3 protein-coding genes are annotated in these 6,136 nt (G+C 43.8%); 2 read left to right on the top strand and 1 reads right to left on the bottom strand.

What is annotated here, in order from left to right; genetic code table 11:
• On the bottom strand, positions 1-110 hold a 110-nt coding region (locus tag Q0338_RS01875), incomplete at its 3' end, for a hypothetical protein (protein ID WP_298085277.1).
• A gap of 101 nt (positions 111-211) precedes the next feature.
• Here Q0338_RS01875 and pbpC point away from each other — a divergent pair.
• Both pbpC and Q0338_RS01865 read left to right on the top strand, forming a co-directional pair.
• Positions 212-2,380 (top strand): penicillin-binding protein 1C, encoded by a 2,169-nt coding sequence (pbpC, locus tag Q0338_RS01870; RefSeq protein ID WP_298085276.1) that lies wholly within the window; start codon positions 212-214, stop codon positions 2,378-2,380.
• A partial coding sequence (locus Q0338_RS01865; protein ID WP_298085275.1) for a FixG Ig-like domain-containing protein occupies positions 2,380-6,136 on the top strand: 3,757 nt, incomplete at its 3' end. The genes pbpC and Q0338_RS01865, both read left to right, overlap by 1 nt.

Below are 6,136 nucleotides of genomic sequence, written 5' to 3'. Positions count from 1 at the left end.
CCTACTCCGATCTCGAAATTTTCATGGCTACGCTGCGTCTGCGCACCCCAATATTTCTCATTCGGAACCTTTACCTCGCCCATCGTGTCTTTTTCTATTCTATATTCCATGCCTTTATCTCCTTTGCTTAAATTAGTATTTGAAATTATATATCAATTATCATAAATTTAATCTTTCGAGATTTTACGCGCAAATTCGATATAATCGCGAAATGAAAAGAGTTTTAGCTAAATTTATCAAATACTTCGCCGCAGTCGCCCTGCTCTGCTTTGTAGCTTTTTTGGCGCTCGACTTCGCCTATCCGCTCGACGTCAAAGCGCTAAAGCGGGAAAATTCGCTCATACTTTTTGATAAAAACGGCCAGATCGTCGCCCTTCGGCCTAGCAGCGACGAAATTTGGAGATTTGAGGCTAAAAACATCCCGCAGACGCTAAAAGATAGCGTTCTTTTGTTTGAGGATAAATTTTTCTACTACCACATCGGCGTAAATCCCTTTGCCATGATCCGCGCTGCCGCGCACAATCTCACGCACTCTAACCGCATCGGCGCATCCACGATCACGATGCAAGTCGCGCGTATGATGAAGAGAGATGAGCGCACCTACGCGAATAAATTTAAAGAAATCTTTACCGCGCTTCAGCTAGAGTGGCACTATAGCAAAGACGAGATTTTAAATTTTTACTTTAACCTCGCTCCCTACGGCGGAAATATCGAGGGCGCGGCTGCTGCTGCGAGGTTTTACTTCGGTAAAGATTTAAGCGAGCTTAGTATCGCCGAGTGCGCGCTTTTAAGCACGATCCCAAAAAATCCAAACGCCAACCGCCTAGATAAAAAATCAAACATCAACGCGCTAAAAAACCGCGTCGCAAAGCTGCTTTATAAAGCGGGCGTGATAGATCAAAGCGCATTTCAAAGGGCACAAAGGGAGCCGTTTAAAAACAAACGCTACGACGCCGTTTATAAGGCTAGGCACTACGCCGCGCAAGCTCTAAAAAACGGCGTTACGCACTCAAATTTGGATCTAAATTTGCAAATTTTACTAGAAAACGCGCTAAAAAATACGGCTACCTCGCTAAAATCAAAAGACGCCTACAACGCCGCCGGGATAATAATCGACAACAAAAATATGAGCGTAGCGGCATACGTGGGCTCACACGACTGGCACGCTCCGCAGGGGCAAAACGACGGCGTAACGATGAGCAGAAACGTGGGCTCGACGCTAAAGCCGTTTATATTTTCGCTAGGACTCGACGAGGGTTTCATCACGCCAAAAAGCCAGATGATAGATACAGAAATTTTCCTCGGAGAGTACGTGCCCAAAAACTACGACAGCAGGTTTTTTGGTATCATCTCAGCGACCGAGGCGCTAGCGCTTAGCCTAAATATCCCGGCTGTTAGCCTAAACAACAAACTAGGCGAAAACTCTCTTTACGAGCTGCTTTCTCGCGTGCATTTGGTGAGCAATTCAAAGGAATTTTACGCCGATAGTATCGCGCTTGGAAGCGCGGAAATGAGCTTGCTAAGCTTAGCCCACCTCTACACTATCTACGCAAACGGCGGCGAGCTAAAACCTCTTGAAGTCGCAGGCAAGACGCTTAGCGGCTACGGACGGCTAATCAGCCCGCAAAGCGCGTATCTAACCTCAAAAATGCTCTCCTCGGCCTCCCGAAGCTACCTAGGCGTCGCGTGGCAATACGCAAAAGACACGCCTCAAATCGCCTTTAAAACCGGCACCAGCTACGGCTCGCGCGATATCTATACGATCGGCGTAAATAACGACTACACGGTTGCGGTGTGGTTTGGTAACTTTAACGGCAAAAAGACGCAAAATTTAAGCGGATTTAGCGACGCTTCGCGCACGGTTTTTGACGTCTTTAAGCTGCTGGCTCAAAAGCAAAAATTGTCTTTTATGAGCGCGCCAGGCGGCATTAAGTCAAAAAAAACCTGCCTTGATGCGTTTAAATTTAAAGAGTGCAGAGATGAAGAGGACGACTGGCAGATAGAGGGCGTTGCGCCAAAAGATATCTGCGAGAGTATCAGGGGCGATGAAGTAGGATTTTTACTCAAAAACGGCGCGATTACTCAAGAAGATATCAAAGATAGTCCTTGTTACTATAAATTTAAAAGCTATAAACCTCTCGTTGCAACGCCGTCAAATAATCAAATTCTGCTAAGCGATGAAAATTTAACTAAAGTTATGCTAAAATGTTACGCATATATCGGCGATGAGATATATCTCAAGATCGATGAAAACGAGTGGGAAAAAGTAAACAACGCGAGCGAAAATACATTAAATTTAACGCAAGGCAAACATAAGCTCGGGTGTCTGGACGAAAATTCGAATTTAAGCGAAATCAATATCGAAATAAGGAGGTTTTAATGCGTTTCAAGTTAGTCGGCTTAAGCCTAAGCTGCATTTTGGCGGCAAATTTAAGCGCCTTTACGCTTGACGGTTCAAGCAGGGCATTAGACGACGGCTCGGTGAGTCTTGGCGTCAAATACGCTCAAAACGAACAGTCTCTCATCGGCAAAGTCACGCACAAAAAGATAATCGAGTGCGCACCCGAGATAACCGGAGCCTTTGAGTACGGATCAAGCCAGATTTTCTTTTACCCTAAAAAGCCTCTTGCAAAAGGCGTAAGCTACTCGTGCAAAAAAGGCGATAGTAAGGTTAAATTTTACGGCGGAGATTTCGTGCTATCAAATATGATCGAGTACTCCGGAGATACCTTTTTAGCGGTGTTTAATGACGAGGTTAGCGAGGATGAGTTTGCCGCGAATTTTAAAATTTACGACAAGCAAAATTTAGCCAAACAAAACATCAAATATAAAATCGTAGCCAAAACGCCTAAAAGCTTTCAGATAAAGTTACTTGAAAGCGGCGACAATTTAGTATTTTCGGTTTCTAAAAACCTCAAAAATACTTCGGGTATAAATTTGGCCGATAGTTTTGAGGTCGTGCAAAAAGTCTCAAATCCCGATGAAAATTTCGTCGATAAGCCAAAAGCCAAGACTATGTTTTTAAACGAAGTCGAAGGCATCAGCCTAGATAACGGCAAACTAGCGGCTAGACTCTATCTTAAAGATTGGATAGATTCTGATAATATTAAAAAATTTATCAAGGTCGAGGGCGTAAATAGCTTTGAAGTTGGCGAAATGGAGTACACTAGCCACCAAGACGCCGACGGCGAGTATTACTACTACTATATCGACATTACCAGTAAAGACTTCAAACCGCAGACAACCTACAAAGTCACCTTCTACAAGGGCTTTGGCGACGACTACTCGATGCTACGAGAAAACTCCTCATTTAACGTAGCTTTCGGCGATCTAAAGCCGTTTTTGGAGTTTACCGATAGCGGCACCTATATGTCTAACCTGGGCGAGATCGGTATAAAAAGCGTAAACACAAACACCGCTAAAGTCGTCGTCGAGAAGCTAAAAGAGCAAAATTTAAGATACTTTTTAAATTTTACCGAGACTCCTTTGGATAACTACGCCGAGGAAGTAGCTAGCAAAAACTACGAGATCGGCGGTGCTCAAAACGAAATGCAAAAAAGCAAGATCAAGCTTGACTTTGCCGAGGGCGGCGACGGAGTTTATCTAGTCACGATCTACTACGACAAAGATAAAAGCGTACAAAAAGCGGTCTATCTAACCGATATCGGCCTAAGCATGAAGGTTTCAAAAGACGAGGTGTTTTTATTTGCCAACCGCTTGAGTAAAAACGAAGTGGTCGCAAACGCGGACGTCAAAATTTACTCCACTAAAAACAATCTCATCGCAAGCGGCATCACAAACGACGAAGGCGTATTTAAATTTAACAAAAAAGACATCGGCAAAGACGTCTCAAGCGCAGTTTTAACGCTAGGTAAAGAGCAGAGCTTCATCGCCCTATCGCAAAACAAACGCCTAAACGAGGAGTCAAATTTAGACGCCAAAGATAGAAGCGAGACGTATAGCGCGTATTTGCATTTTGCTAGCAACATTATCCGTCCGCAGGAAAACATAAAAGGCGAGATCATCATCAAAAACGCGCTGTTTAAGAGCCTCTCAAACATGCCCGTTAAGCTAAAAATCAGAGATCCGCAAAATAAAGTGATCCTAAATAAAGGCGTAAACACCACCGAGCTTGGCGTGATAAATTTCGATGAGCCGGTAAACTCTGGACTAACCGGAACGTTTAAATTTGAAGTGATCTTTGCAAATAAAATCATCGATAGCTACGACTTTTCAGTCGAGTCATTCACTCCGCAACGCATCAAAAACGAAGTTAAGCTAGATAAGCAAATTTACGCTCTAGACGATCTAATAGACGTAAAACTGCAAAGCAACTACCTTTTTGGCGGAGCGGCGGCTAATCTAGAAGGCGACGTGGCGTTAAATTTATATCAGCAAGATTACAAAAACGATAAATTTAAAGAGTATAAATTTAGCAACGGCGAATACGCCGCAAACGGTCTAGATCAGTTTACTAAGCCTGTAACTCTAGATAACGAGGGTAAAGGCGCGACTGCGTTTAAGCTACAAAACAAAGGCAAAATCGCAAGCATTTTAAAAGGCACCGCGGTATTTACCATTAACGACGACGGCAAAAACGTAAGCGCCAGCAACGACTTTAGCGTATATCCTTTTGACGTGATGGTCGGCGTCAGAGCAAACGACACCTACATCGACTCAAACTCCAAACTAACGCTAAATTTCGTCAGCGTCGATCCGCTTAAAGACGAGGAGTTAAAAGATAGACAAAAAGCCGTAGAGATCAAAAAAGCGATCTGGGAATACAACTACGACAAAGAAGGCTATCTAAAATGGAACAAACGCTACGAAAAGGTCTTTAGCGATACTCTTAGCGGCAACGAATTCGTTTATGATTTCAATCAAAGCGGCGACTTCATAGTCGTGGTTTCCGATATCCTAAGCGGCCACTCGGCAAATTTAGATATCTATGTTAGCGGCTGGGACTACGGCGGCACCTTGCAACCGACAAAAGAGCTAGCTAAAGCCAAAATCAAGCTAAACCAAAAAGTCTATAAAAAAGGCGACTCGCTAAACGTAGACGTTAGCTCTGTGCTAAAAAGCGGCATCGGCATCATCACGGTCGAGTCCGAAAACGTCAAAAAGTATAAAGTCGTAAATATAGAAAACAACGTAGCAAACGCTAAATTTGACCTTGATTTCGACTTTGAGGGACTTTACGTCACGGCATCTATCATGCGCGTAGCCGATAACGACACTATGCCGTTTAGAACCTACGACAAAGTTTATGTAAAAGCGGACAAATCATACCGAGCGACGAACGTCAGCATCGAAGCGCCCAAAGTCGTGAAGTCAAACTCCAAATTTAAAACTACCGTAAAAACTGAGCCAAATGCGGAGGTTACGTTATTTGCAGTTGATGAAGGCGTGCTACAAGTAACAAATCAAAAGCTAAAGAGCCCGCTTGACTTTTTTGACAAAATTTTAAACGACGGCGTGCTTGACTACGACATCTACGCAAATTTGAGCGGATTTAAAAAAGACGGTAAAGTACTAAGCTTCGGCGGCGACGCGGCAGCTGCTCTCATGGAGATGAGAATGGCTAAATTTGCCAGCCCTATCGATAAGAAAAACGTCAAAACCTACATCAAAATGCAAACCGCAAAAGCGGGTGCGGACGGCGTAGTGAACTTTGACGTAGAGGTACCTAGCGGCTTCAACTCCGAGATAAATTTGGCCGTACTTAGCGTCATCGGCGATAAGCTTGGCTTTAGTGTAAATGCCGTCAAGGTAAAAGACGACATCATCCTAAAACCGACGCAAACTGCGTATTTGATCCAGGGCGACCAGGTAAACTACACGCTAAGAGTGATAAACACTACTAAAGAGCCAAAAACCGTTGCTCTAAGCATAGATACGAACCTAAATGCGCAGCTAGCAGTCGACAGTATCGAGCTAAAACCTAACGAAAACGCGAAATTAAATTTCGTCATCGATGCTAACGCTACGGGTAAATCATATATAAATTTCACCGCAAACGACGGTAAAAACGGCTATACATACTCGCAAAAGCTTGACGTCATCCACGCCTATCCGCTTAGCACCTACGCTAAAAATTTCCAGGCTACCGTGGAGAAAACATTTAAGCTTGACGAGG

The organism is uncultured Campylobacter sp. (genome assembly GCF_938018145.1).
GTDB lineage: Bacteria > Campylobacterota > Campylobacteria > Campylobacterales > Campylobacteraceae > Campylobacter_A.
The sequence above is the reverse complement of the archived record's forward strand: the minus strand, read 5'-3'. Positions and strand labels throughout refer to the sequence as shown.